At 65.3% G+C, this 22,409-nt stretch carries 20 protein-coding genes; 15 read left to right on the forward strand and 5 right to left on the reverse strand.

Going from position 1 to position 22,409, the window contains the following annotated elements:
* The first annotated feature begins 57 nt into the window (after positions 1-57).
* Positions 58-2,997 carry an RNA polymerase-associated protein RapA gene (gene rapA, locus NFG57_RS18570; RefSeq protein WP_348814944.1) on the forward strand — a complete coding sequence of 980 codons (2,940 nt, stop codon included), beginning with the start codon at positions 58-60 and terminating at the stop codon, positions 2,995-2,997.
* A 183-nt stretch (positions 2,998-3,180) separates the two neighbouring features.
* Here rapA and NFG57_RS18575 read toward each other — a convergent pair whose 3' ends face one another.
* Positions 3,181-4,092, reverse strand: a complete 912-nt coding sequence (locus NFG57_RS18575; protein WP_124805177.1) for a TIGR01777 family oxidoreductase — start codon at positions 4,090-4,092, stop codon at positions 3,181-3,183.
* A 375-nt stretch (positions 4,093-4,467) separates the two neighbouring features.
* Between NFG57_RS18575 and NFG57_RS18580 the strand changes: the two genes are divergently transcribed.
* From NFG57_RS18580 to NFG57_RS18625, 10 genes are all read left to right on the forward strand, one after another.
* Positions 4,468-5,496: an FAD-dependent oxidoreductase gene (locus NFG57_RS18580; RefSeq protein ID WP_348814945.1), complete on the forward strand. Its 1,029-nt coding sequence runs from the start codon at positions 4,468-4,470 to the stop codon at positions 5,494-5,496.
* A 52-nt stretch (positions 5,497-5,548) separates the two neighbouring features.
* Positions 5,549-5,935, forward strand: a complete 387-nt coding sequence (locus tag NFG57_RS18585; RefSeq protein WP_348814946.1) for a CbiX/SirB N-terminal domain-containing protein — start codon at positions 5,549-5,551, stop codon at positions 5,933-5,935.
* A gap of 160 nt (positions 5,936-6,095) precedes the next feature.
* The gene (locus NFG57_RS18590) at positions 6,096-7,007 is read left to right on the forward strand and encodes a MerR family transcriptional regulator (RefSeq protein WP_348814947.1); all 912 of its coding nucleotides are present in this window, start codon (positions 6,096-6,098) and stop codon (positions 7,005-7,007) included.
* 79 nt (positions 7,008-7,086) lie between these two features.
* Entirely contained in the window at positions 7,087-8,517 is a 1,431-nt protein-coding gene (gene phrB / locus NFG57_RS18595) for a deoxyribodipyrimidine photo-lyase (RefSeq protein ID WP_348814948.1), read from the forward strand.
* 138 nt (positions 8,518-8,655) lie between these two features.
* Positions 8,656-9,096, forward strand: coding sequence for a nuclear transport factor 2 family protein (locus tag NFG57_RS18600; RefSeq protein WP_108133436.1), 441 nt, complete (start codon positions 8,656-8,658; stop codon positions 9,094-9,096).
* A 219-nt stretch (positions 9,097-9,315) separates the two neighbouring features.
* The gene (locus tag NFG57_RS18605; RefSeq protein ID WP_348814949.1) at positions 9,316-10,128 is read left to right on the forward strand and encodes an SDR family NAD(P)-dependent oxidoreductase; all 813 of its coding nucleotides are present in this window, start codon (positions 9,316-9,318) and stop codon (positions 10,126-10,128) included.
* A complete protein-coding gene (locus NFG57_RS18610; RefSeq protein WP_222517128.1) occupies positions 10,125-11,456 on the forward strand; it encodes an FAD-dependent oxidoreductase in 1,332 nt (443 codons plus the stop codon). The genes NFG57_RS18605 and NFG57_RS18610 overlap by 4 nt, the downstream gene beginning before the upstream one ends.
* Positions 11,453-12,262 carry a DUF1365 domain-containing protein gene (locus tag NFG57_RS18615; RefSeq protein WP_213230105.1) on the forward strand — a complete coding sequence of 270 codons (810 nt, stop codon included), beginning with the start codon at positions 11,453-11,455 and terminating at the stop codon, positions 12,260-12,262. Before NFG57_RS18610 ends, NFG57_RS18615 begins: the two co-directional genes overlap by 4 nt.
* Positions 12,259-13,527, forward strand: a complete 1,269-nt coding sequence (locus NFG57_RS18620; protein WP_108133432.1) for a cyclopropane-fatty-acyl-phospholipid synthase family protein — start codon at positions 12,259-12,261, stop codon at positions 13,525-13,527. Before NFG57_RS18615 ends, NFG57_RS18620 begins: the two co-directional genes overlap by 4 nt.
* Before the next feature lie 11 nt (positions 13,528-13,538).
* On the forward strand, positions 13,539-14,039 hold the full coding sequence (locus NFG57_RS18625; RefSeq protein ID WP_222569678.1) for a DUF2878 family protein: 501 nt from the start codon (positions 13,539-13,541) through the stop codon (positions 14,037-14,039).
* A gap of 19 nt (positions 14,040-14,058) precedes the next feature.
* On the opposite strand, the gene NFG57_RS18630 is transcribed toward NFG57_RS18625, so the two are convergent.
* Positions 14,059-15,915: an EAL domain-containing protein gene (locus NFG57_RS18630; RefSeq protein WP_348814950.1), complete on the reverse strand. Its 1,857-nt coding sequence runs from the start codon at positions 15,913-15,915 to the stop codon at positions 14,059-14,061.
* 222 nt (positions 15,916-16,137) lie between these two features.
* Between NFG57_RS18630 and fabA the strand changes: the two genes are divergently transcribed.
* The 4 genes from fabA to NFG57_RS18650 all read left to right on the forward strand — a co-directional run bounded on the left by fabA (position 16,138) and on the right by NFG57_RS18650 (position 19,583).
* Complete coding sequence (gene fabA / locus NFG57_RS18635) at positions 16,138-16,653, forward strand: 3-hydroxyacyl-[acyl-carrier-protein] dehydratase FabA (protein ID WP_045990827.1); 516 nt, start codon at positions 16,138-16,140, stop codon at positions 16,651-16,653.
* Between the two features lie 13 nt (positions 16,654-16,666).
* Positions 16,667-17,884, forward strand: a complete 1,218-nt coding sequence (fabB, locus tag NFG57_RS18640; RefSeq protein ID WP_045990828.1) for a beta-ketoacyl-ACP synthase I — start codon at positions 16,667-16,669, stop codon at positions 17,882-17,884.
* Between the two features lie 292 nt (positions 17,885-18,176).
* Positions 18,177-18,932: a M48 family metallopeptidase gene (locus tag NFG57_RS18645; protein ID WP_045990829.1), complete on the forward strand. Its 756-nt coding sequence runs from the start codon at positions 18,177-18,179 to the stop codon at positions 18,930-18,932.
* 87 nt (positions 18,933-19,019) lie between these two features.
* Positions 19,020-19,583, forward strand: a complete 564-nt coding sequence (locus NFG57_RS18650; RefSeq protein ID WP_348814951.1) for a PH domain-containing protein — start codon at positions 19,020-19,022, stop codon at positions 19,581-19,583.
* Between the two features lie 72 nt (positions 19,584-19,655).
* On the opposite strand, the gene NFG57_RS18655 is transcribed toward NFG57_RS18650, so the two are convergent.
* The 3 genes from NFG57_RS18655 to NFG57_RS18665 form a co-directional block, all read right to left on the reverse strand.
* Positions 19,656-20,411, reverse strand: a complete 756-nt coding sequence (locus NFG57_RS18655) for a lysophospholipid acyltransferase family protein (RefSeq protein ID WP_045990830.1) — start codon at positions 20,409-20,411, stop codon at positions 19,656-19,658.
* On the reverse strand, positions 20,408-21,304 hold the full coding sequence (locus NFG57_RS18660) for a sugar nucleotide-binding protein (RefSeq protein WP_108133427.1): 897 nt from the start codon (positions 21,302-21,304) through the stop codon (positions 20,408-20,410). The genes NFG57_RS18655 and NFG57_RS18660 overlap by 4 nt, the downstream gene beginning before the upstream one ends.
* A 235-nt stretch (positions 21,305-21,539) precedes the next feature.
* Entirely contained in the window at positions 21,540-22,313 is a 774-nt protein-coding gene (locus tag NFG57_RS18665) for a sulfite exporter TauE/SafE family protein (RefSeq protein ID WP_045990832.1), read from the reverse strand.
* Between the last annotated feature and the right edge of the window lie 96 nt (positions 22,314-22,409).

Consider the following 22,409-nt stretch of genomic DNA (forward strand, 5'->3'; position numbering starts at 1 on the left):
TCGGCGGCGGGCCTGGCCCGCGACCACGAACCGTAACGACGCATCTCCCGAGGCATCATGAGCGACTTCTCTCCCGGCCAGCGCTGGATCAGCGACGGCGAGGCCGAACTCGGCCTGGGCACTATCCTGAACTGCGACGCGCGCAGCGTCACCGTGCTCTTCGGCGCCAGCCAGGAAACCCGCACCTACAGTACCCGTCTTGCCCCGTTGACCCGAGTCGCCTTCGGCAGTGGTGATCGCATCCAGTCCGCCGAGGGCTGGCAGATGACGGTGGACGACACCAAGGAAATCGATGGCCTGATCGTCTATATCGGCGAAGACGACAAGGGCGAGCTGTGCGAATTGCCGGAGGCCCGGCTGGCCGACAGCATGCAGTTCGACCAGGCCCGGGATCGTCTGCTGACCGGCCAGGTCGATCGCAACGACTGGTTCGACCTGCGCTTTCGCACCCTGCATCACTACCATCGCATCGAGCAGAACCCGGCGCTGGGTCTGGCCGGCCCACGCATCGATCTGATCCCCCATCAGCTGTACATCGCCGACGAGGTCTCCTCGCGTCAGGCGCCTCGCGTGCTGCTGGCCGATGAAGTCGGCCTCGGCAAGACCATCGAAGCCGGACTGATCCTGCATCGCCTGCTGCTGACCGGGCGGGTCGAGCGCGCGCTGATCCTGGTGCCGGCGAGCCTGACCCACCAGTGGCTGGTGGAATTGCTGCGACGCTTCTCGCTGTCGGTGACCCTGCTCGACGAACAGCAGAGCCAGGCCCATGGCGATGCCAATCCCTTCGAGGCCGGCCAGCTGGTGCTGGCAAGCCAGGACTGGCTGTTCGCCAACACCCACCGTCAGCAACAGGCCGAAGCCTGCGAGTGGGACCTGCTGATCGTCGACGAAGCCCACCACCTGGAGTGGAGCGAGGACGAGGTCGGCCCCGGCTACGCCTGCGTCGAGCGCCTGTCCGGCGCCACCGACGGCGTGCTGCTGCTGACCGCGACGCCGGAGCAGATGGGGCTGGCCAGCCACTTTGCCAGGCTGCGCCTGCTCGATCGCGATCGCTACTCGGACCTGGAGGCCTTCCGCGCCGAGGAGCAGGGCTATGTGGCGGTGGCCGAGGCCATCGACGCCCTGGGCGATGTCGACGGGCCGCTGGATGCCGGCGCCCGGGACACCATCGGCGCGGTCGCCGACGACGGCGACAGCCAGGCGCTGCTGGCGACCCTGTCCAACCCCGAATGCAGCCTGGAACAGCGCCAACAGGCCAGCGCCCAGCTGCGAGACCAGCTGCTCGACCGCCACGGCACCGGCCGGGTGATGTTCCGCAACAGCCGTCGCCACGTCGGCGGCTTCCCTGAACGTCGCCTGCACGTCGACAAGCTGGAGCTGCCGTCGTCCTATCGCCGAGTGCTGCGTCGCCTGGCGCGGGACGAGGACTACCTCGACGAGCTGCTGATCGAGACCGGCCTCGACCACCCCGAGGTGATGGTCTATCTGGACGGCATGTACAGCGCCCTGACCGAGGACCCTCTCAACGCCGAACCCTGGTGGCAGTTCGACCCCCGGGTGACCTGGCTGCTTGAACGGCTGACCGAGATGGGCGACGACAAGGTCCTGGTGATCGCCCACGACCGCGAGACCGCCCAGGGGCTGTCCGACGGCCTGCGCGTGCTCGGCGGGGTACAGGCGCCGGTGTTCCACGAGGACCTGTCGCTGGTCGAGCGCGACCGTGCCGCCGCCGCCTTCGCCGATGACGAGGACGGCTGCCAGGTGCTGGTGTGTTCCGAGATCGGCTCCGAAGGCCGCAACTTCCAGTTCTGTCGTCATCTGGTGATGTTCGACCTGCCGCTCCACCCGGACCAGCTCGAGCAGCGCATCGGCCGTCTCGATCGCATCGGCCAGCGCCACGCCATCGAGATCCATGTGCCGGTGTTCGAAGGCAGCCCCGGCGAGAAACTGCTGCGCTGGTATCAGGAGGGGATGGACGCCTTCAGTGCGCCGCACGGTATCGGCAATGACCTGTTCGACGCCTTCGGCGACGACCTGGCCGAGAGCCTGCTCGACGACGAGGCCCTGGAAGAAGTCATCGGCGAGACCCGCGCGCTGTTCGACGCCAAGCTGGCGGAACGCGACGCCGGTCGCAATCGCCTGCTGGAGCTCAACGCCTGCCGTCCCGAGCGGGTCGAGTCGGTCAAGCAGGGGATCGTCGAACTCGACGAGGACCGCGCCCTGCCACGCTACCTCGACCAGGCGCTGGACATCTTCGGCGTCGACAGTCGCGAACTTGGCAACGACCTGACCCTGCTGTCACCGGGCTCGCACATGCTCGACGGCCTGCCAGGGCTGGTGAAGGGCGAGGAAGGCTTCACCGTGACCACCTCGCGCTCCCGCGCGCTGGCCCGGGACGACGTCCAGCGGCTGTCCTGGGAACACCCGCTGCTGCGCGAGATGATGGGCCGCATCCTCGACGGCAACATGGGCAACACCGCCCTTGCCCTGCTCAAGCATCCGGCGATCCCTGCCGGCCGGCTGATGGCGGAGCTGGTGTTCCGCACCCATTGTCCGGCACCGAAGCGCCTGCACCTCAATCGCTTCCTGCCGCCCACCGCGGTGCGGGTGCTGCTCGACGAGTCCGGTGCCAACCTCACCGACAAGGTGTCTTTCACCGGTCTGTCGAAGAACCTCAAGAAGGTCAAGAAGGCGGTGGCGCGGGACCTGATCAAGAGTCGGCACGACCAGCTGCGCGACCTGCTCGACAGCGCCGAGGCCGAGGCCCAGCGTGAGCTGCCGACGATCGTCGAGGCCGCCCAGGTGCGCATGCGCCAGACACTGGACAACGAGCTGACCCGACTCGAGGCCTTGGCACAGCGCAACCCGTCGGTACGCGAGGACGAGATCACCGCCCTGCGCGACGAGCGCCAGGCGCTGGACCAGGCCATCGAAGGCACCCGCCTGCGACTGGACGCCGTGCGTGTGATCGTGACCATCGACGACGACAGCCGCTAGGGCTTGTCTGAAAAGTGCCTGAGGATCGTCTCGGATATGGCGGCCCCGCGCTGCGACCGACAGCGCGGGGCTCCTGCTGTTTGCGAGATGTGTCCGGTGCAAGGCCTTGGCGTAACGTGAGTCGCCTGGGGTCTCGACCGGCAGTAGCGAGCGCCGGTGTCGAACAGCGGAACTCGCGCCGTCTTAAAGAATGTCGTCCAGCGCCTTGTCCAGGGTCGGGTAGCGAAAGCTGAAGCCCTCCTCCTCGAAGCGCTGCGGCACCATGCGCGCGCCGGTCAGCAGCAACCGCGACATTTCGCCGAAGGCGGTCTCCAGCACCATCGCCGGCACCGGAAAGGGCGTCGGGCGCTTCAGGTGACGCCCGATCGCTTCGGTGAACTCGCGGTTGGTGACGGGCTCCGGGGCACTGCCGTTGAAGGGCCCGCTCAGGTGCTCCTTCTCGATCAACCACAGGATCATTTCCACCAGATCCTCGCGATGGATCCAGGGCATGTACTGATCGCCCTTGCCGAGCCGCCCCCCCAGCCCCAGCTTGAACGGTGGCAGCAGCTTCTTGAGCATGCCGCCGCCTTCATCCAGCACCAGGCCGGTGCGCAGGATCGCCAGGCGCACGCCGAAGTCCTTCACTCCAGCGGCGGCCTGTTCCCAGCGCTTGCACAGGCGGTGGGCAAATTCATCATGGGGCGCTGTCTGCTCGGTTACCGGCGGCGCATCCTCGCCCCCGCCCTGATCGCCGTAGAAGCCCATGGCCGAACCACTGACCAGCACCCTGGGGGCCTTGGCGGTCTGCGACAACTGTTCGCACAGCATCACCAGTTCCCTGGTGGCGTTGATGCGCGAATCGATAAGTCTTTCCTTCTGGGTGTCACTCCAGCGCTTGTCGGCGATGGGCTCGCCAGCCAGGTTGACCAGCACCCCGGGCGGCGCGTCGACGAAGTCCAGCGCGCTGACCCGTACATCCGCCCCCTCGGGCAGCACCTTCGCCGCCTGCGCCGGTGAGCGGGAGACCACCTGTACGCGGTGACCGGCGTCCACCAGGCGTCGACACAGACGCTGGCCCACAAAGCCACTGCCACCGGTGATCAGTACTCGCATAGCTTGTCCTCTCGCAATACACAACGATCCCTGGCCCCGACCACATACCGTCGGCCCTCTTTGACGGCAGCGACCACCGCAGCGTGCGACCAGCCTGATTTCAGCCTAGTCGGTTGTGCGCTGGCCGGTCTACGGCTTGTCTGAAAAGTGCCTGCGCTCGGTAATACGGCGTTAAAAATCGTCTGGTGCGCCAGCCCGGTCAAAATGCTCATTTACACCCCGTAAACTGCGCTTTCTCACCGATTTTTGCCTTGTCTAACCTTCGCTCGTCGACTTTTCGGACAGAGCCTAGGACTTCATTTGACTCAAGTTGTACATCACTTATACGCTACATCCAAGATATTGACACCACAGGCTCGAGGAGGGCTTCCGTCGATGCTGCAGGTCGCCATCATTGGAGCGGGGTTCAGCGGCCTGGCTTGCGCCGGCCAGCTCCGCCGACACGGTCACCGTGCGGTGCTGTTTGACAAGGGCCGAGGGCCCGGTGGGCGTGGCAGTTCTCGCCGAGAGGGAGACGAATCCCTCGACCTGGGTGCTCAATACTTCAGCGTGCGTGACGCTGCCTTCGCCGCCGAGGTCGACCGCTGGGAAGCCGCAGGGGTGGCCACGCCCTGGCCGCCCTCCAGCTATCGGGTCGACGCCTCGGGCGCCTGGCATGAGGAAGGCGACGATCAACATCGTTACTGCGGCACTCCACGCATGAGCGCCATCACCCGCCACCTGGCCGCCCCCCATGAGCTGTTTGCGGCGACTCGCGTCACCCGCCTGACCGATCGCCTGGACGGCTGGTGGCTAGAGGACCCGCAGGGTGACAGCTACGGCCCCTTCGACCGGGTGGTGGTGACCGCGCCGGCGGCCCAGGCCGAACCCCTGCTGCGCCCCCACGACGAGGCGCTGGCGCAGGCCTGTCGTGAGATCCGCATGCTGCCCTGCTGGAGTGCCTGGGTGCGCTTCGACACAGCGCTGACGCTCGAGGGCATCGACGCCGACTGGCCAGTGGTACGCTTTGACCAGGGGCCGCTGCGCTTGGCGGTTCGCCAGAATCGCAAGCCCGGACGCGAGCACCAGAGCGAGACGCTTTCGCTGCTGGCCCAAGACGAGTGGAGTCAGCGCCATCTCGAGGACGACGCCGAGGACGTGGTCAGCAGGCTGACGGCAGCCCTGCAGAAGGCCCTCGCAACCCGGTTGCCGACAGGTTCCTCTCTGCCCCAGATCACGGCCAGCGGTGCCCATCGCTGGCGCTACGCCACCGCGGACCTTACGCTGGCGGCGCCCGATCACCGTCTCGGCGAGGATGGCCTGGCACTGGCCGGTGACGGTCTGCGCGGCGGACGTATCGAGGATGCCTGGCTGTCGGGCGTGCACGTCGCCGAGGCCCTGCATCGTACTGCCACCGACGCCTGAAGCGGGCGCCAGTCGCAGGCTTACCCATTTTCAGGTCATCAGGAAACCGAACATGTCATACGCACTGGTACTACTTGCACACGGCTCCAGCGATCCCAACTGGCGGGCGCCCTTCGAGCACTTCCGCGACGCCCTGGCGCCACGCCTTGGCACGCCGATCCGGCTGTCCTACATGGAGCTGTGCGAGCCGTCGCTGGAGTCCACCGTGGCCGAACTGAGCGCAGCCGGCGTTACCCGCATCGAGGTGCTGCCGCTGTTCTTCGCCGCCGGTCGTCATCTGCGCAAGGATGTGCCTGCGCAGATCGACGTCCTGCGCGGCGAACACCCGGGGCTCGAGCTGACGCTGCTGGCGCCGGTAGGAGAACACCCCGTGTTCGTCGAGGCGCTGGCAAGCGCAGTGGCCGACCAGGTCGGCGAGACGCTGTCACCCGCCCCCTAGACGTTCAATCAGCGTGAGCGAAAAGCGGTAAAACTGTTGTACACTTTGTAGCGTCTGTACAGCTACGGAAACGTCGAGTCACCTACGCCATCGACAACTTCCAGGGACAGGGCGCAGCTTGCGCCTTCACAATCGCACCAGGACACGCATCGAGGCCCTCATGAGTCATACGGCGCCCCCCACCGAATCTCCTCTCTACCCCATCCGCGAAGTGTCGCGGCTCACCGGGGTCAATTCGGTGACCCTGCGTGCCTGGGAGAGGCGCTACGGACTGATCGAGCCGCGCCGCACGCCCAAGGGGCATCGCCTCTACGCTCGGGAAGACATCGAGCGGGTCGAGCGTATTCTGCAATGGCTCAACCGCGGTGTCCCGGTCAGTCAGGTCAAGGACCTGTTGACCCAGCCCGAGCCCGCCGAGACGGCACCGCCCGCCGCCGGTGACTGGACCTCGCAGCGCCGCCAGATGCTGGGTGCGGTGGATGCCCTCGACATGGATCATCTGGACGGCCTGTACCAGCAGTCCCTGGCCCTCTACCCGGTCGGCACCTGCATCAGTGAGCTATGGCAGCCGGTGGTCCAGGAGCTCGAGGAGCGCTGGGAAGGGCAGCTTGGCGCGGCCTTGCAGCGACGCAGTCTGGAGAGCTTCCTGCGCACGCGCATCGGTATTCGCCTGTTTCACGCCAATCGCACCGCCCGTGGTTCCGCCCTGCTGCTGGACACCCTGCCGGACGATGACGGTTCGCTGTGGACCCTGATGCTGGCGCTCGCCGCCAGTGAACGCGGCTACCGCATCGCCCTGATGGATGCGCCGCTGCCGTTCACCGATCTGCCGCTGGCGCTGGAGCGCCTGCGCCCCGGTGCCGTGGTGCTGTGCAGCGGCAAGGCCGAACGCTCCGACGTGGTCCGTCGACTGCTGCCTCGCCTGGCCGAACAGCTCGACACTCCGCTGGCGCTGTGCGGCCCGGTGGCACGCATCCGCGCCGCCGAACTGGCCGACAGCCAGATCGAGGTGCTCGGTGACGACATCCCCATGGCGCTGGACCGGCTGAGGCCGCTGATTCGCCAGCACTGAGCCACGACAAGACAGCCTGATCATCCCCGTCGCGGCGCGATGCCCACTCTAACCACGACACGATTCGCGGGAGCTCCCCATGCCTGTCACTCTGGTCTGGTTTCGCAGCGATCTGCGTATTCACGACAATACTGCGCTTTACCACGCCGCCCGACGCGGCCCGGTCATCGGGGTCTTTCTGCACGCCGAGCAGCAGTGGCGCGAACACGGCCACGGCGACAACAAGCTCGACTTTCTGTGTCGTGGCGTGGAGGCCCTGGGCGAAGCCCTGGCCGAGCGCAATATCCCGTTGATCCAGCGTCAGGTGCCGCGCTTCGATGACGCCCCCCAGGCACTGATGGCGCTGGCCGAGGAGCTCGGCGCCGACGCCCTCTATTTCAATCGCGAGTACCCCCTCGATGAGGTCAGGCGCGACCAGGCGGTGCTGGCTCAGGCCGAGCACAGCGGCCTCGAGGCACGTGCCCTGCGCGACGCCGTGGCCTTCAGTCCCGGCGAGCTGCTCACCGGCAAGGGCGACTACTATGGCGTCTTCACCCCCTTCGCCAAGGCCTGGCACAAGGCCATCAGCGCCGAGCGACTCGAGGTGCTGGACCCACCGGAGCGCCAGGCGCCACTGGAGCTGTCCTCCAGCGCCAGCCAGCGCCCCGACTATCCGAACAAGAGCGTGGATAGTCGCCACTGGCCGGCCGGCGAGGAGGCCGCCAGTGACCGCCTGTCGCGCTTTCTGCGAGGTTTCCCTGACAGCCCGGCGAAGCGCTACAAGGAGCAGCGGGACTTCCCGGCCAGACGCGGCACCAGCGAGCTATCGCCCTATCTGGCGCTGGGCATGATTTCCTGGCGTCAGTGCATGCAGGCGGTGATGGCGGTCAACGACGGTAGCTTGAGCGACGGCGACGCCGGCCTGACCGCCTGGGTCAGCGAACTGGTGTGGCGAGAGTTCTACCAGCACGTGGCCACAGGCTTCCCCAGGGTTTGCCGCCATCGAGCCTTTCAACGCCACACCGAGACCCTGGACTGGCGCGACGCCCCCGAGGATTTTGCCGCCTGGTGCGAAGGACGCACCGGCTATCCGCTGGTCGACGCCGCCATGCGCCAGCTGGTCGCCACCGGCTGGATGCACAATCGCCTGCGCATGGTGACCGCCATGTTCCTGTCCAAGCATCTATTGATCGACTGGCGACGTGGAGAGCGATTCTTCCTCGAGCACCTGGTCGACGGTGAATTCGCCGCCAACAACGGCGGCTGGCAGTGGGCGGCGTCCACCGGTACCGACGCCGCGCCCTACTTCCGCATCTTCAACCCCACCACCCAATCCGAACGCTTCGATCCCGAAGGCGAATTCATCGCGCGCTGGGTGCCGGAGCTTGCGTCACTGGCGCCGAAGAAGCGACATGCCCCGACCCGGGATCTGCTCACCGACCTCGACTACCCCGCCCCCATCGTCGACCACCGCGCCGCCCGCGAGCGCGCACTCGACGCCTTCAAGAGCCTGTCGAAGGACGCGGGATAAGGACACTGTCTGGCTTGGCCTGGCGTGAGATAGCCCGGCACAAGCCAGCGTCATCCTGTGGTCCCTTTGCTGATCCGCCCCAGCCCGATCCACCTCAGTCCGATCTGCCGACGACAACAACACCGACAAGGAGCCCCCATGATCCAGGACCCTGTGCTGGCGACCTTCTGCGACACCTTCAATAAACTAGACAATACCTGTACAGAAAAGCTATACAGTATATATTCTAGTGACATCGTCTTTATCGACCCCTTGCATCGGGTGGAAGGCATTGAGGCACTGAAGCGCGACTTCGACGCCCTGTACGCCAACGTGATCGACTGCCGCTTCCGCTTTCACCATGGCCTGCGGGACGGCGACCGGGGCTTCGTGTGCTGGACCATGGCGCTGCGCCACAGGCGCCTTTGCAAAGGCCGCCAGATCGACGTGGAAGGCTGCTCGGTATTGCGCTTCGCCTCACCGGACGGCGGCAAGGTGGTCCACCACCAGGACCACTTCGACGCCGGTGCGCTGCTCTACGAGCGCCTGCCGTTGCTCGGCGCGGTGATACGCAGCATCAAGCGACACGCCGCCGGTTGAGGCTGACAGCGCCGGTCGATGCCCGCGCCTTCGGTAAATATACGCACCGTCGGCTGAAACCATGGACGGCGCCGATACGTAGCTGACAGCAGGCCCAGAATTCTGATCCGACCTTGTACAACAAGAGTGAGTCTCGACAAGCGTGAATCGCAGCGAGCTTGAATCGAGCCCACAGCAAGCTCAGACAGCAAGGCCGCACCGCAAAAGGAGCGACAGTAGATGGCACGCGACCCCAACCCTCAGCGCATCTGGCTGACCGGCGCCACCTCCGGCATCGGCGAGGCACTGGCACGACGCCTGCTCGACGATGGCCATCGCGTCGCCCTGACCTCGCGCGGCAAGGCTGGCCTGGAACGACTGGCCAAGGACCATGACAACGCCATGCCGGTCCCCGCCGACATCACCGACCGCGCGTCGATGCAGGACGCCGCCGCACGCATCGACGAGGCCTTCGACGGCCTCGACATGGTGATCTTCAACGCCGGGACCTGCGTCTACCTCGACGGCGGCCGCGTCGACACCACCCTGGTTCGCGACAACTTCGAACCCAACTTCTTCGGCACCATCCATGGCATCGAGGTGGCTCTGCCGCTGTTGCACAAGGCCCGACGCCAGGGTGCCCGCCCGCAGATCGTGGCGACGTCCAGTGCTTCGGCCTATCTGGCGCTTCCGCGTGCCGAAGCCTACGGCGCGTCCAAGGCGGCACTGAGCTACTTTCTCGAGTCGCTGCGACTCGACCTGGCCCATCAAGGCATCGACGTCAGCGTCATCCACCCCGGCTTCGTCAAGACGCCGTTGACCGAACGCAACGACTTCCCCATGCCCATGGCGGTCACGCCGGAACAGGCGGCCAAGGCGATCTTCGAAGGACTGTCGGCACGCCGACGGGACATCCACTTCCCGCGGCGCTTCACCTACCTGGTCAAGTTCATGGGCATCCTGCCCCTGCGGCTGAGGATCGCCCTGGGCAAGCGCCTGGTCAGGCGCGAAGACGATGACGATTCCACCCCCCACAAGGAACGCAACCAATGACTCGCCTTCAACCGCCGTTCGAGGCCCAGCGCATCGCGGTGATCGGTGGGGGTATCAGCGGCCTGGCCGCCGCCCGCTACTTGAGCGCGCGTCACCAGGTGACGCTGTTCGAGGCCGCCGACCGGCTGGGGGGACACACCGCTACCGTGGATGTCAGCCTGGACGGACGGGACTACGCCATCGACACCGGCTTCATCGTCTTCAACGATCGCACCTATCCGCACTTCCAGCGCCTGCTGGCACACCTCGGGGTGAACGCTCAGGCCACCGAGATGAGCTTCTCGGTGCATCGCACCGACCGCGACTTCGAGTACAACGGCCACACCCTGACCTCGCTGTTTGCCCAGCGTCGCAACCTGCTGCGCCCTGCGTTCTACCGCCTGCTGGGCGAGATCCTGCGCTTCAACCGACTGGCCATCGCCGATCTGGCGCGACCGGGCCAGGATACGTCCAGCGATGCCCTGCTGATGCCCCTTGGCGACTATCTCGATGGCCATGGCTTCAGCGACGACTTTCAGCGCCACTACCTGCTGCCCATGGGGGGCGCCATCTGGTCGGCCAGCCTGGCCGATATCCGCGCCTTTCCCACACGTTTTTTCCTGCGCTTCTTCCACCACCATGGGCTGCTGTCGGTCAACGACAGGCCACAGTGGTACACCGTGGAAGGGGGATCGCGCGGCTATATCGATGCCATGGTGGCGCCCTACGCCGACGCCATCCGCCTGGCGACGCCGGTGCGTGGTATTCGTCGGGAACACGACGGCGTGGTGCTGCGCACCGATGCCGGCGAGGAACGCTTCGACCAACTGGTGCTGGCCTGCCACGCCGACCAGGCGCTCGGGCTGCTCGATGACCCCAGCTACGCCGAACGCGAGGTGCTGTCGGCGTTGCCCTACGCCGACAACGAGGTGGTACTGCACACCGATACTCGCCTGCTGCCGCGCCGTCGGCGCGCCTGGGCCAGCTGGAACTATCGCCTCGACAGCCGCAGCGACGCTGACCGGGTCTCGGTCACCTACGACATGAATATCCTCCAGCGCCTGAGCGCGCCGCACACCTTCTGCGTGACCCTGAACGACGCCGACAGCATCGACCCGGCCAAGGTGCTCGGGCGCTTTCGCTACGCCCATCCCCAGTTCACGGCCCAGGGTAGCCTGGCCCAGGCGCGTCATGCCGAGATCTCCTCTGCGGCGCTGCGTACTCACTTCTGTGGCGCCTACTGGCGCAACGGCTTTCACGAGGATGGCGTATGGAGCGCGCTGCGGGTGGCAAAGGCGCTGGGCTGCGAGGAAAGCGACCATGAGCGGCTGGAGGCGGTGGCACCATGATCGCCAAGCCGCGTTCGCGGATCTACCGCGGCACCCTGCGCCATCGGCGCTTTCTGCCGCGACCCCACGAGTTTGCCTATCGCGTATGGATGGCCTGGCTCGACCTGGAGGAGCTGCCCGAACTGTTCGACCGGGTGCCCGGCTTCAGTGCCCGCAGGCCGGCGCTGGCCCGCTTCAGGCGCGAGGATTACCTGCCGGCACGGGGCAGCGAGATAACCCTGGCCGACGCCGCCAGGGCCGAGGTCCGCGAGCGCCTGGGCCAGGCGCCCCAGGGCCGGGTCTGCCTGCTGACCCAGCTTGGCTCTCCCTGGGTGTCGTTCAATCCCATCTCGCTCTACTACCTCTACCACGAACCCGACGGCGAGGGACGCGAGCGTCTGGGCGCGGTACTCGGTGAAGTCACCAATACCCCCTGGCGCGAGCGCACCCGTTACGCTGCCGCGGTAGACCCCGAGCGTCACAGCCACCGCGCTGAGTTCGACAAGGACCTGCACGTATCGCCCTTTCTGCCCATGGGCATGACCTACCACTGGCGCTTCAACAGCCCGGGGCGTGAGCTCGCCATGCACATGGAGACCTGGCGGGATGGCCAGCGCCACTTCGATGCCACCCTGACCCTGGCAGGCCGGCCGGCTACCCGACCGGCGCTGCTCGCCGGCCTTGCGCGGCAACCCTGGATGGCCACCAAGACCCTGGCGGCCATCCACTGGGAGGCAATCAGGCTGTGGCTCAAGGGCGTCCCGCTGCACGATCACCCACCGCCGGCCGAAGGCCTCTCATCCAGATCCGAGGAGACTCCGTCTTGACCACACTCAGGAGCGAACAAGGCGTCACCATCAGCCGACGCGGCGACAGGCTCAGCCACTGGCTCAAGCCTCGGGTGCTGGCGCAATTGGGCCAACTGCGCCACGGCAGCATCACCCTTGTCGACGGCCATGAGCGCCATCAGCTTGGGGAACAGGGGGAACTGAGCGTGACTCTGGTGGTACGCCGCAGTCGGGTGTGGAAGCGCATGGCGCTGGGCGGCACCCTGGGGGCGGCAGAAGCCTACATGGACGGTGACTGGGACGTAGACGATCTGGTCGGACTGGTGCGTCTGTTTGCGCGCAACATCGACCGGGTCAATGACGATGTGGAAGGCGGCCTGGCCGGCCTGGGACGCGCCCTGCTGTCCACGCTGCTGCGTCTGCAGCGCAATACCCGCAAGGGCTCCCGGCGCCATATTGCGGCCCACTACGACATCGGCAATGACCTGTTCGCGACCTTTCTGGACCGTGAACACTGGATGTACTCCAGTGCCATCTTCCCCTCCCCGGAGGCTACCCTCGAGCAGGCCTCGACCCACAAGCTCGATGTCATGCTCGACAAGCTGGACGTCAGGCCTCACCACCACCTGCTGGAGATCGGCACCGGCTGGGGCGGACTCGCGATCCATGCCGCCCGTACCCGCGGCTGCCGGGTGACCACCACCACCATCTCCCGCGAGCAATACGAGCATACCGCTCGCCGCCTGGCCGAGGAGGGACTCGAGGACCAGGTCACCCTGCTCAACGAGGACTACCGCGAACTTAGCGGGCGCTATGACCGGCTGATTTCGGTGGAGATGGTGGAGGCGGTCGGCGCCGACTACCTGCCGCGCTACCTCAAGACCCTGGACCAGTTGCTGGCGCCCCAGGGGCTGGCGTTGCTGCAGGCCATCACCGTACGTGACCAGCGCTATGAAGCGGCGCGCAGAGAGATGGACTTCATCAAGCGCTACATCTTTCCCGGTGGTTTTCTGCCATCGCCCACGGTACTGCTGCAGAACCTGACGAAACACACCTCGATGAACCTGGTCGATCTGGATGATATCGGCCCGCACTACGCCCGCACCCTGCGTGAGTGGCGCCAGCGTTTCGAGGCGAGCCTCGATCAGGTCGGCAAGCTGGGCTACGACGAGCGTTTTGTGCGCATGTGGCGCTACTATCTGTGCTACTGCGAGGCGGGTTTCGCGGAGCGCACCATCAGCACCTGCCACCTGTTGCTGGCCAAGCCCGATGCGCGGCCGCGAACTCGGCTCGGCAAGCCGTGATCAGGGGACCGATGCCCCCCCGCTGGCAGGCCTCGCTGCTCAATGTGGCGGGCTTCCAGCTGGGCTGGTTCGGCTGTGTGCTGATGGGCGCCTGGGCCGGCGGAGCCATTGCCCTGGCGGTGATCGTGGCTCACCTGCGCTGGTTGGCCAAGCCCGGAGAATGGCGCTGGTTGCTGGGGTTTCTGCTGGCTGGGGTCGTGATCGATGGCTCGCTGGCGGCGTTGGGCGGCTATCGCTTCGACCCGCAGAGCCCGAGCCTCGGTCCGCTGGCGTTGTGGCTGCTGTGGCTATGGCCGCTGTTCGCCACCCTGATTCATCACTCGCTGGAGTGGCTATGGGCGCGCCCCTGGCTCGCCGCCCTCGGCGGCCTGATCGGCGGCCCCTCGTCCTACCTGGGCGGCGCGGCACTGGCGGGCGTCGAGCTGGCCGACTGGCTGCTGCCGACCCAGGCGCTGATCTGGGCCTCGCTGTGCCTGGTCATCGGCATCGGCCTGCGTCGGCGCTCAGGCTGAACAAGGGCTAAAGGCGCCATCAGGCCACCGCCTGACGGGTATTGGCCTCTTGACGGGTAGCGCTTTCCCGCCACAGGGCTTCGAGCTCGTGGGCCGGCATCGGCCGGGCGTAGAAGTACCCCTGCACCTCATCACAACCGGCCTGGCGCAGGTAGTCGCGCTGTTCTGCGGTTTCGACGCCCTCGGCCAGTATCTCCAGTGACAACCCTCGGGCCATCGCCGTGACCGCGTTGACGATGGCCGCATCGGCGCTGTCACCCGGCAGCGCCTTGATGAAGGCACGATCCAGCTTGAGCTTGTCCAGCGGCAACTCCTTGAGATAGCCCAGCGACGAATAGCCGGTACCGAAGTCGTCGAGGGCGATGCGATGGCCCAGGTCACGCAATCGCTCCAGGCGCGGCACGATATCGCCGCCACGATCGTCCAGCAGCACCGACTCGGTCAGCTCGAGCCCCAGCCACTGGGACGCCACGTCATGGCGCGCGCGGCCGGTGGCCAGGGTCTTCTCCAGGTCGCCCTGGAACAGCTGCATCGCCGAGATGTTGATCCACACCGGCAGCGGCGATAGCCCCCGCGAGCGCCAGTGGGCGAGCTGGGTCAAGGCCTGATGAATCACCCAGTCACCCAGCGGCGCCATCAGTCCATGACGCTCCGCCAGGGGGATGAACTCCGCCGGGGAGATCATCCCGTCGCGGGGATGACGCCAACGCAGCAAGGCCTCCATGCCGATCATGGCGTCATCGGCGAGGCGATGTTGCGGCTGGTAGTGAAGCTCCAGCTGTCCTCCCTGGGCCAGCGCTTCCCGCAGGTCATTGAGCAGTGCCAGATTGGGGCCGTCGCCGACGTCCAGGGCAGGCCGAAAGCGCTGGCAGCAATTTCCGCCATGGCGGCGGGCGGACGCCAGCGCCGCCTCCATGCGCTGAAACAGGACGCCATCATCGTTGCCGTCTTCCGGGGCACGACAGCTGCCGATGGTAATGCCGAGCCTCAGGGTGCTGCCGTCGATCTCGAACGGTTCTCCCAGATGACTCTTCAAGCCCTCGACCCAGCGCTCGTGATCGTCATAGGTAGTGGTACGCAGGACCATGAATTCGTCCCCGCCCAGCCGCCCGACCACACCGCCGGCCACATGCCCGGCCAGGCGCTTGCCGAAACGTGCCAGCAATCGATCACCGGCGCTGACACCGAGGCCGTCGTTGATCTCCTTGAAACCATCGATATCGATCAGCGCCAGATCCAGGCACTCACCGGCACGCAGATGACGCAGACGCGAGGCCAGCAATTCATGAAGACGGAAACGGTTGGGCAGCCCGGTCAGCGGGTCTTCCCGACCGATCCGCCTGAGGTCCTGCTCCCGGGCCTTGCGCAGCGAGATATCGGTAAAGGTGGCGATATGATGCTCGGCGCGGCCATGGGGGTCGGTGATCACCTGGACCTCCAGCCACATGGGGTACTCGCTACCATCCTTGCGTCGCTGCCACAGCTCGCCTTCCCAGCGACCGGCGCTGATCAGCGCCTGCCAGAAGCGCTCGAAGAAGGCGCTGTCATGGCGCGCCGCCGCCAGGTTGCTGGCGCTGAGGCCGGCCACCTCGGACAGCTCGAACCCCGAGAGCTCGGTAAACGCCGGGTTGACCGCCTGGATACGGTGCTGATCGTCGGTGATCATCACCGCCTCACCCGACTGTCGCATCACCTGCTCGGTCAACCGCGAGCGACGCTGCTCGAGCTTCACCTGACGCCAGCCGTCCCACATGGCCACCGCCATCAGCAACAGCGCACCGAGCCTGAGCGAGACGCTCGGCAGCCACAGAACGGCTGACATCGCCGAGAGCCCGAGCCAGATCAGCGGGCGATTGAAAGATAACCGAGGCCACATGGTCGAATTGGACTCCCGCGATAGAGAACGCGAAAAAAGTGTGCTGTCGTTATCGGCGCTTTGCCCGGAATCTGTAGTGTCAAAGCAGACTTTCTGTCTACCACGACCATGATCGAAGGCCCACGGGGTGCATTCAGCCCCCACGAACAGTAGACTAGGCAGGCCGCATGGCGGCAGATTGCCGTGCGCGGCGTACATCACTTCGACTCTCGGAACGCTCCAGTGACCAAGCAACACTCTTTTGATCGCGATGAACTGCTGGCTTGCAGCCGCGGTGAGCTGTTCGGCCCGGGCAATGCCCAGCTGCCGGCCCCCAACATGCTGATGCTCGACCGCATCACGCGCATTTACGAAGAGGGTGGCGAGTACGGAAAGGGCGAACTGATCGCCGAGCTCGATATCCGCCCTGACCTGTGGTTCTTCGATTGCCACTTTCCGGGCGACCCCGTCATGCCCGGCTGCCTCGGCCTCGATGCCATGTGGCAGCTGGTGGGCTTCTACCTCGGTTGGCTCGGTCACCCCGGACGCGGCCGGGCGCTGGGCTGCGGCGAGGTCAAGTTCAGCGGGCAGATCATGCCTGACGCCCAGAAGGTCACCTACCGCATCAATATCAAGCGCGTCATCACCCGCCGCCTGATTCTGGGCATGGCGGACGGCACCGTTTCCGTCGATGGCCGCGATATCTATCAGGCCAACGACCTGCGTGTCGGCCTGTTCACCTCCACCGCGAATTTCTGATCAGGAGGCTCCCATGCGACGAGTGGTAGTCACCGGTCTGGGCATCGTGTCGTGCCTGGGCAATGACCGGCAACAGGTACTCGAGGCACTCAAGAACGGCCAGTCCGGCATTCGTTTCAAGGAAGAATACGCCGAGCGTGGCTTCCGCAGCCACGTCGCCGGCGTGGTCGACATCGACCTGGACGAACTGGTGGACCGCAAGCTGCGCCGCTTCATGGGTGACGCTGCGGCCTACGCCTATGTCTCCATGGCCCAGGCCATCGAGGATTCCGGCCTCACGCCCGAGCAGGTGTCCAACGAACGTACCGGCTTGATCGCCGGGTCCGGCGGCGCCTCCAGCGCCAACCAGGTGGAGGCCGCCGACGTGATGCGCGAGAAGGGTCTGCGCCGTGTGGGCCCCTACCGGGTCACCCGCACCATGGGCAGCACCGTCTCGGCCTGTCTGGCGACCCCGTTCAAGATCAAGGGCGTGAACTACTCCATCTCTTCTGCCTGCGCCACCTCTGCCCACTGTATCGGTTCCGCCATGGAACAGATCCAGCTCGGCAAGCAGGACGTGGTATTCGCCGGCGGCGGCGAGGAGGAGCACTGGACGCTGTCGTGCCTGTTCGACGCCATGGGTGCGCTGTCGACCAGCTACAACGACGACCCGCAGACCGCCTCTCGCCCCTATGACAAGAGCCGCGACGGCTTCGTCATCGCCGGCGGCGGCGGCATGCTGGTGCTTGAAGAGCTCGAGCACGCCAAGGCTCGCGGCGCCAAGATCTACGCCGAGGTGGTCGGCTACGGCGCCACCTCCGACGGCAAGGACATGGTCGCGCCGTCAGGTGAAGGCGCCATTCGCTGCATGCGCCAGGCCATGGCCAGCGTCGACGGCGACATCGACTACATCAACACCCACGGCACCTCCACGCCGGTGGGCGATGTGGCCGAGCTCAAGGCGGTGCGCGAGGTCTTCGGTGACAGCACCCCGGCGATGAGTTCCACCAAGTCTCTGACCGGGCATTCCCTGGGCGCCACCGGCGTGCAGGAAGCGATCTACTCGCTGTTGATGATGGAGAATGACTTCATCGCCGCCTCGGCCAACGTCAGCGACCTCGACGACGAGGCCCAGGGCTTCGATATCGTCACCAGCCGCCGTGATGGCGTGAAGCTGGATCGCGTACTGTCCAACAGCTTCGGCTTCGGCGGTACCAATGCCTGTCTGGTGCTGCAGCGCTTCAACGACTGAACCAGCCCGGCCAGGTAGTAACACGACGGCGCCCCTCGGGGCGCCGTCGTTGTTTGTGGATAGCGCTATTCGCACTGCCAGGGAGAGCAAGACGATATTGCTGACAAAGTGTTGTCTGAAAAACACGAAAAATGGGTAGGTTTGTTGCGCTGCAATAGCGCGTGCTACAACTCCGAACACGGTCAGCTTGCGCTCCAGAAACTCCCGTCGCGATCCTGCGCGCGCAACCGCCGATCAGGACCTTGTCCTGCAGGAACCTTCCCGACTCCCTCTTTCATCAAGGATGATGAGCATGAACCTACGCCTTACGCTTTCTGTCGCCGTGCTTGGCTGCACCACCCTGCTGACCGGCTGCGAGAACATGTCCACCGACAGCATGATCAACACCGGGCTCGCCGGCTTCAACGCCGCCACCATCAGCGACGCCGAGGTCAAGGCCATGTCTGACCAGAGCTGCCAGCAGATGGACAGCCAATCCGTCCTGGCGTCGCCCGACTCTGAGTATGCACAGCGCCTGGAACGCATTGCCGACCGCCTGGGCCACCAGATCGAAGGCACCCCGGTTAACTACAAGGTCTACATGACCGACGACATCAACGCCTGGGCCATGGCCAACGGCTGCGTGCGTGTCTACAGCGGGCTGATGGACATGATGAACGACAACGAGATCGAGGGTGTGCTGGGTCACGAGCTGGGTCACGTGGCCCTGGGGCATAGCCGCAAGGCCATGCAGACGGCCTACGCTACCTCGATCGCCAGAGACGCCATGGCGGCATCCGGCAACAGCGCGATGGCGACCCTGTCAGACTCTCAACTGGGTGATCTGAGCGAGAAGTTCATCAACGCCCAGTTCTCCCAGAGTCAGGAAAGCGACGCCGACAACTTCTCCTTTGATCTACTGACCGAGCGAGACATCCCGCGCGAGGGCCTGATGACCGGCTTCCAGAAGTTCGCCGAGCTCGACGGCGGTGAAAGCAGCCTGATGTCGTCACACCCGGGCTCCAAGGAACGCGCCGACAATATTCGCGAGCGCCTGGCCAACGGCTAGGACTGGCGATAGGTGGCAGCTTCAGCCCTTGCATGCTCGGAGCTGCCACACTCGCTTGGCCCGCACCAACGACAAAAGGAGAAGACCATGAGCGACAGCACCTCGAATGAAAGCGTTATCGCAACGCTGAAGCCTTCGATTCTGGCGGGAGTGGGTTCGCTGATAGTTGGATTGGTGCTCGCATCAATCGGAACATACTATTTAGTACATGTTGCCGTTTATCTTTATGGGTTTCTCATCAGCCTGCACATTCCAGGCAGTTCAATCATCTTGAACCGATCCTGCGCCATCATCACTGTTTGGGTGATCTGTCTTATTATTCCCATCTGCAAGATCATTGGCTTGGCCAACACCAAGTTTGATATCACACCGCGCCGAGTCTACTACTATCACGGCGTCTTGAATCGCCGCGTGGATCAGTTGGAGATCGCACGCATCCGCGACCTGTCGACATCAGAGCCTTTGCTGCTCAGGCTCTTTGGTTTGGGCAACCTGATACTGCTGACGGCAGACCGGACCCATCCGCAACAACTTATTCCCGGCATCAAGGACGTCCACGGCATGCGAGAGCGTGTACATGACCTGAGCGTTGCCGAAAGACAGCGGACAGGCTATCAGGAGATGGAAAACACCACCGAAGCGACGGCTTGACCGCCTTTGCTCTCGACGATCGGCGATGATGCCGAGCGCCCCAAGACCGGCCCCAGTGGGGCCGGATCGCGTTCAGCGACTGACACTGCGCGCCAGTTCTTCGGGCGCGGGTCTCGGCACGCTGGAGATCTCTTCCAGGCGCGCCTCGATCCAGGCTTCGGTCTCGACCAGCACCTCTTCAGGGGTGCGTCCTTCGGTGGCGATGGGCTCGCCCACCACCAGCGAAATGCGGCCAGGCCGCTTGATCCAGTCACGCCCCGGCCAGCATTCGCCGGCGTTGTGGGCCACCGGCACCACCGGCACCCCGGCGCGACAGGCGATCACCGCCCCACTCTTGTTGTAGCGGCGACGCTTGCCTGGCTCTACCCGGGTTCCCTCGGGAAAGATCAGCACCGACAACCCCTCCTTGAGCCGCTGGCCTCCCTGGCTCAGTACCTGGCGCATGGCCCGGGCAGGCTTGGAGCGGTCCAGGGCGATGGGGTGCAACAGACGCAGCCCCCAGCCAAAGATCGGAAAGTTCAACAGTTCCTTCTTGAGCACCGTGCACACCGGAGGCTTGAGCAACTGCAGGTAGACGGTTTCCCACTCGCACTGGTGATTGGACAGGATGACCACCGGCCCATCGGGCAGTTTTTCACGCCCCTTCATCTCGTAGCGCACCCCGCACACCAGGCTGAACCAGGCGATGATGAAGTGGTTGTAGAGGTTGAGCAGCCGATAGCGCGAGCGCAGAGGCAGCAGCGGCGCCGGCGGCAGAAACAGCAAGCCACACACCAGCATCGCGGCAAAATAGCCAATATAGAAGATCACGCTGCGCAGCAGATTCATGCGTCCTTCCCCTGACTCGTCGCCTGGCAGGCCACGTCTTCCCGCGCTCGACACCAGGTGTCGAGCATGCGACCCACCTCGAGCCGCCAGGGTTTCTGGTGTACCCCGAACACTTCCAGCACCCGGCGACAGTTGAGTACCCGGCGCAGCGGCTGATCATGGTGGTGGCTGAGCGCCTTCACCTCGCCCAGCGCGATGTTTTCGCCCTGGCCTTCCAGACGCGTGCCCAACTGGGTGCGCACCATGCACACGAAGGTATAGGCGCTGACCGGCTCTACCCCGGCCAGATGGTAGCTGCCCCAGGCATTGGCGCCGCAGGCCTGCTGCTGCAGCATGCCGATCAGCGCCATGGCCACGGCATCAGCGGACGTCGGGCACAGGGTCACGTCGGTCTCGGCGGGCACGGTGCCGCCATCGATCAGGGTATCGAGCAGTTCGCCGAGCCAGGCGTGGCTACCCTCCAGCGCGAACATGGGACCGACCCGCACGATCAGGTGCTCGGGGCACTCGGCACGGATACGGTCGCCCGTCGCCACCAGCCGGCGCAGCCCCTCGTCCCGGGGGGCAGGAATCACGTGCTCGTCGATGGGCGAATCGTGGCCATCCTCGTAGAGCTGGTCACAGACGCACCACACCAGCGGTATGCCGACGTCACGGCACGCCTCCATGCAGGCCTCGACCGCCTCGGCGTGTTCGACCACCGCGGCGGGCGGCACGCTGAAGGGGCGCGACAAGGGGGGAATGATCAGCGCGTCCGGCGCCAGCGTACGCAGCGCTTCAGGATCCACGCGGGTCGCGGGATCGATCACCAGCTCGGTATCACCGCGCCGATTGCTTTCCCGCGCCAGGGCCAGGGACAGACAATGCCCGGCGTCCAGAATCAGCAGCTTCACGACGACTCCTCGTCCATGAGAGCGCCGCACGAGACTCGTACGACGCCCTGGCGTTACGGCCGGTGTCCAGACGCTGCGACAAGAATAGCGGCGAGAACCACCGCTCGCACATCACGCCCGAGGACACCAAAGGGCCATATTCTACACCAACTGCTCATCGATCAGCGCCCCTCTTGGAGGTAGCAGACTCTCGCCATCCATCGAGGTGGAAACGTCTGGCTGCCGGTTGGCGCGATCAGCCGACGCTGGTCGCAAGGCCCACCAGGCTGACCGCCACCAGCACCACCCCGAGCACCCGGAAGAACACCTCGGAGCGAGCACCGAGCAGCGCCTGGTGGACTCGCTCGCCGAGTACATGGCCCACCATGGCGCAGGGCAACAGCCACAGGTGATGCTCGAGCTGCAGGTCCACTCCGGCGATGATGAAGGACACCATCTTGATCACCACCAGGATGAACCACAGCACAAACAGGGTGTCGCGCAACTGGTGCTTGGCCACATGGGAAGCGAATACCGCGACGATCAGCGGAGCGCCGATCAGCGATGCTCCGCTGACGTAGCCGCCCAGCGCCAGCAGCACCACGTCCACCGTCTTGCTGCGGCTACGAAAGGGGCGATTGAGGGCGTAGCTGGCGCCGTAGACGATCACGATCACGAAGATCACCGCCGTCATCAGCTCAGCCGGCAGGGTCAAGAGGCCGACCACCCCGATCAGCTTGGGCACGATCATGATCGCCAGCGCGCGCTTCAAGTAGCGCCAGTCGATATTGCTGTCGCCGGTATTGCCGGTCTGCTGGATCTGACGATGGCCGCGCCAGGCGATCCAGCTCGAGAAGATCAACAGATGCACCGCCACCAGCGGCAGGAACACCAGTGGCTCATCGAGCACCAGCAGCAGGAAGGGCAGCGCCAGCACCGCCCCACCGAACCCCAGACTGGAGCGCACGAAACCGCTCCAGCAGAAGATCAGCCCGATCAACGCGTACTGGTACCACAACAGATCCTGCATCCGCCGCTCCCTCTGGATCACCACTAAAATTATTTGTCTGCTTATCACTTTAGCCTGTCTGGCTGCACGGCAACATAAGACATCAGTGGAGATAGA

Source organism: Halomonas sp. H10-59 (assembly GCF_040070555.1).
Lineage (GTDB): Bacteria > Pseudomonadota > Gammaproteobacteria > Pseudomonadales > Halomonadaceae > Halomonas > Halomonas litopenaei.

Bases quoted from the DNA above. Each gene is read 5' to 3' on its own strand.
- rapA (WP_348814944.1), top strand. From the start codon at position 58: ATGAGCGACTTCTCTCCCGGCCAGCGCTGGATCAGCGACGGCGAGGCC.
- NFG57_RS18615 (WP_213230105.1), top strand. From the start codon at position 11,453: ATGATCGCCAAGCCGCGTTCGCGGATCTACCGCGGCACCCTGCGCCAT.
- NFG57_RS18605 (WP_348814949.1), top strand. From the start codon at position 9,316: ATGGCACGCGACCCCAACCCTCAGCGCATCTGGCTGACCGGCGCCACC.
- NFG57_RS18600 (WP_108133436.1), top strand. From the start codon at position 8,656: ATGATCCAGGACCCTGTGCTGGCGACCTTCTGCGACACCTTCAATAAA.
- NFG57_RS18575 (WP_124805177.1), bottom strand. From the start codon at position 4,092: ATGCGAGTACTGATCACCGGTGGCAGTGGCTTTGTGGGCCAGCGTCTG.
- NFG57_RS18590 (WP_348814947.1), top strand. From the start codon at position 6,096: ATGAGTCATACGGCGCCCCCCACCGAATCTCCTCTCTACCCCATCCGC.
- NFG57_RS18625 (WP_222569678.1), top strand. From the start codon at position 13,539: ATGCCCCCCCGCTGGCAGGCCTCGCTGCTCAATGTGGCGGGCTTCCAG.
- fabB (WP_045990828.1), top strand. From the start codon at position 16,667: ATGCGACGAGTGGTAGTCACCGGTCTGGGCATCGTGTCGTGCCTGGGC.
- phrB (WP_348814948.1), top strand. From the start codon at position 7,087: ATGCCTGTCACTCTGGTCTGGTTTCGCAGCGATCTGCGTATTCACGAC.
- NFG57_RS18645 (WP_045990829.1), top strand. From the start codon at position 18,177: ATGAACCTACGCCTTACGCTTTCTGTCGCCGTGCTTGGCTGCACCACC.
- NFG57_RS18650 (WP_348814951.1), top strand. From the start codon at position 19,020: ATGAGCGACAGCACCTCGAATGAAAGCGTTATCGCAACGCTGAAGCCT.
- NFG57_RS18580 (WP_348814945.1), top strand. From the start codon at position 4,468: ATGCTGCAGGTCGCCATCATTGGAGCGGGGTTCAGCGGCCTGGCTTGC.
- NFG57_RS18665 (WP_045990832.1), bottom strand. From the start codon at position 22,313: ATGCAGGATCTGTTGTGGTACCAGTACGCGTTGATCGGGCTGATCTTC.
- NFG57_RS18610 (WP_222517128.1), top strand. From the start codon at position 10,125: ATGACTCGCCTTCAACCGCCGTTCGAGGCCCAGCGCATCGCGGTGATC.
- NFG57_RS18655 (WP_045990830.1), bottom strand. From the start codon at position 20,411: ATGAATCTGCTGCGCAGCGTGATCTTCTATATTGGCTATTTTGCCGCG.
- NFG57_RS18585 (WP_348814946.1), top strand. From the start codon at position 5,549: ATGTCATACGCACTGGTACTACTTGCACACGGCTCCAGCGATCCCAAC.
- NFG57_RS18630 (WP_348814950.1), bottom strand. From the start codon at position 15,915: ATGTGGCCTCGGTTATCTTTCAATCGCCCGCTGATCTGGCTCGGGCTC.